This is a genomic window from Luteibacter sp. P4_D7_3, assembly GCF_056401735.1.
Genome location: NZ_JBFUIT010000394.1, coordinates 1 through 3,285 on the forward strand (window position 1 = coordinate 1; position 3,285 = coordinate 3,285).

General features: G+C 62.4%; 4 protein-coding genes. 2 read left to right on the forward strand and 2 right to left on the reverse strand.

Annotated features, from left to right (window positions below; genetic code table 11):
- A partial coding sequence (locus AC1DSN_RS20425; protein WP_477332516.1) for an outer membrane protein occupies positions 1–616 on the forward strand: 616 nt, incomplete at its 5' end.
- 215 nt (positions 617–831) lie between these two features.
- Positions 832–1,413 carry a porin family protein gene (locus AC1DSN_RS20430; RefSeq protein WP_063570840.1) on the forward strand — a complete coding sequence of 194 codons (582 nt, stop codon included), beginning with the start codon at positions 832–834 and terminating at the stop codon, positions 1,411–1,413.
- Between the two features lie 129 nt (positions 1,414–1,542).
- On the opposite strand, the gene AC1DSN_RS20435 is transcribed toward AC1DSN_RS20430, so the two are convergent.
- Together AC1DSN_RS20435 and AC1DSN_RS20440 are read right to left on the reverse strand one after the other, a co-directional pair.
- Positions 1,543–2,568 carry a class I fructose-bisphosphate aldolase gene (locus AC1DSN_RS20435; RefSeq protein WP_477332518.1) on the reverse strand — a complete coding sequence of 342 codons (1,026 nt, stop codon included), beginning with the start codon at positions 2,566–2,568 and terminating at the stop codon, positions 1,543–1,545.
- Between the two features lie 109 nt (positions 2,569–2,677).
- Complete coding sequence (locus tag AC1DSN_RS20440; protein ID WP_063570842.1) at positions 2,678–3,121, reverse strand: energy transducer TonB; 444 nt, start codon at positions 3,119–3,121, stop codon at positions 2,678–2,680.
- Positions 3,122–3,285: the final 164 nt, after the last annotated feature.

A 3,285-nucleotide genomic window follows, 5' to 3' on the forward strand; every position in this document is an offset into this window, starting at 1 on the left:
GGGTAGCGGTAACTGGTTCATCGGCGCCAACGTCGGTCGCACCAACGGTAGCGACACCGGTGGCTTCGGTAGCAATGTCAGCGGTTTCAATCCCCTGCACGGCGAACAGGGCCGTCGCACGGGCTACGGTCTTCTGGGCGGATACCGCTGGAAGGTCGGTCCCGATCTCGGCCTCGGCCTCGAGGCCGGTTACACGGATCTCGGCAATTACCGCGTAAAGAACGTGTTTGAGGCCGATCAGAACGTCGACCAGAAGAACACCAAGAACGCGCTGCGCGGCTGGATGCTCGGTGTCAACGGCAAGATCAACCTCGTCCCCGGCTGGTACCTCAGCGGCCACGGCGGTTACTTCCGCGCCAACGACAACAACAACAATTACAACAACAGCGTCGGCCAGGACCTCGGCTTCTCCAATGGCGGCCGCCCGAACCGCGGCAGCTGGTACGCCGGCGTCGGCACCGGTTGGGACGTCAACGAGCACTTCGGCGTCGGCCTGACCTATGACTACTTCCACGCGAATGCGGGCAAGGTCATGGACAACACCACGGGCGAGACCAGCGTGGGCCTCAAGCGCTCCACGGGCATCATTTCGCTCGCTGGCGAGTACCGCTTCTAAGGTTGGATGAATTGTTGTTCTGAAGTAATGAGCCACGGCGGAAACCCGCCGTGGCTTAATCTTCTCTTAATAGTGAACTTACGGGTATTGAATCTATTGCGGCGCCGCCGCATGTAGTACCCGGACACACGGCACCCCCGCTCGTGTGTTGTGGCGAGTCGGCATCCCCATGCCGCCCGCATCGAACGCATAAAGAATAAGCAGGAGTTTTCCCCATGAAAAAGACCCTCATCGCCCTTGGCCTCATGGCGGCCGGTATGGTTGCGGCCCCGGCTTTCGCGCAGGACGCCAATGGCGCCGGCTTCTTCGTCAACGGCAGTGCCGGCCGCGCGCAAGTGAACAAGGGCAATTACGACGGGCATGACGTCGCATACGACATCAACGGCGGTTATCGCTGGGCTGTGAGCCCGTCGCTCGCGCTGGGTGTCGAAGGCGGCTACAACGACCTGGGTAACATTCACGCCAAGCACCTTGTCACCGGTGGCAACGCCATCGATGGCCGCAAGTCGAGCCTGCATGGCTGGACCGCCGGCGTGAACGGTCGCTTCAACATCGATCCGAAGTGGTACATCAGCGGCCGTGCCGGCCTCTACGCCTGGAAGGGCGACGGTGTGAGCCACGACGACATCACGCGCGACAACTTCGACAAGACCAGCTGGTATGCCGGTGCGGGCGTGGGCTACAACCTCACGCAGAACTTCAGCCTCGGCGTGAACTACGACCATTACGACGCGAAGAAGCACGGTCTCAACCTGTCCACGAACGTGGCCTCGGTGAGCGCTGAATACCGCTTCTGAGTCACCGGGGGTCGTTAATCCCCCTGTTGGTGAAATAAAAAACCCGGCGCCGCGAGGCGCCGGGTTTTTTGTTGTCGCGGGGACATGCCACGAGACGCGCCGTGAGACGCGTCACGCGGCACGCGCCGATCAGCTGCGCTTCGTCCAGCGACCCAGCGCAGCGTCGCCATTTTCCTTGGCGCGCTCGTGGACAACCTTCTGCGCCTTCTCGTAGTTACCCTTGAGATCCTTCGACCAGACGTTCAGCGCCTCGGCAACCAGCGCACGGCCGTAGGAGAAGCTGACCGGCCACGGGTGCGGACCCAACTTGTTGATGAGGTCCAGGTGCTCGGTGGCCTGCTCGTCGCTCTGGCCGCCGGACAGGAACACGATGCCCGGCAGGCTTGCCGGCACGGTGGTACGGAGGACGCGCACGGTGGCCTCGGCGACTTCTTCCGGCGTGGCCTGCTCGTCCTTGGGCGCATTTTTGCCCGGAATCACCATGCTGACCTTGAGGATGACGCCTTCGAGCATGACGTTATGCGAATACAGGGCATTGAACAGGCTGCGCAGCACCGCTTCGTGCACTTCGTAGCTAACGTCGAGATCGTGCGTGCTCTCCGGACCGTCCATGACGATCTCCGGCTCGACCATCGGTACGAGACCGGCTTCCTGGCACAGCGCCGCGTAGCGAGCCAGGTTTTCCATGTTGGCCTCAATGGCCGTGGAGCTCGGGTTGTCGTCGGTGATGTTGATCACCGCACGCCACTTGGCGAACTGCGCGCCGAGCTGGGCGTATTCCTTGAGGCGGTCACGCAGGCCGTCGAGGCCTTCGGTGATCACGTCGCCCGGGAAGCCGGCGAGCGTCACCGGACCCTTGTCGACCTTGATACCCGGGATGATGCCGGCCTTCTTCATGGCGTCGACGAGCGGCGTACCGTCGCTGGTCTTCTGGCGGATGGTCTCGTCGAACAGGATGGCACCGGAAATGTGCTCGCCCAGGCCCGGCGTGGTCAGCAGCAGCTCACGATAGCGGCGACGATTTTCCTCGGTGTTCTCGACACCAGCGGCTTCGAAGCGCTTCTTGATGGTGTTGGTGGATTCGTCGACGGCAATGATGCCCTTCCCCGTGGCCACCATCGCCAGCGCGACCTGTTCGAGATTTTCGATGCTCATGACAACTCCGTAATGGGTGTAGTGGTATGCCCCTCGTCGAGGGGCTAAGCGAGGACAAAAACCGGCGGAGTATAAGGGACTACTCCGCGAAAGCCGTTGTGCGGCGCGATTAAGTGGTCTGGTAGCCCGGCAGCTTGCATTGGTCGAGAATCGCCGCCTTTTTCGCGGGATCTTCCGGCAGGTTGAAGCCGGTCACGTAGTAGGTCTGCACCGGTTCGGCCGTGCCGTTCTGGGAGCCCTTCACGTAGGAAAGCTGCTTGACGATGCTCACGCCGACCTGGCCCAGGTCGCCTGCGGGCACGACCTTGGAGATGGTGGCGTTCTGGGTGCGGCCGTCGGAGCCGATCATGTAGGTCACCGCGACGCAGGTGGGCTGGTCGAGGTTCTTGCCGGTATTGGGGACATCGGGGTTGACTGACTTGTTGGTCAGGTACCAGTAACCGGTTAGGCGTTCCGGAGCGACGCGGCGGACGTTCTGCGCCTCGGCAGCGCCGGCGACGAGCAGAAGAGCGGTGGCGGCAATGGCGCCGGTACGGAGCTTGAGTCGGATCATGACGCCCTCGGTGATGTGCCAGGACCTCAAGTTTAACCCTGCGCACGCATGCGATGCGTGTGAAATCGTGCGGTGGCGCTCTGTGTGGGAGCCGATTCATCGGCGATGGGGGCCTGCCCCACCCCGGTTTTCGCCGCTGAAGCGGCTCCCACATGTGTTTATAG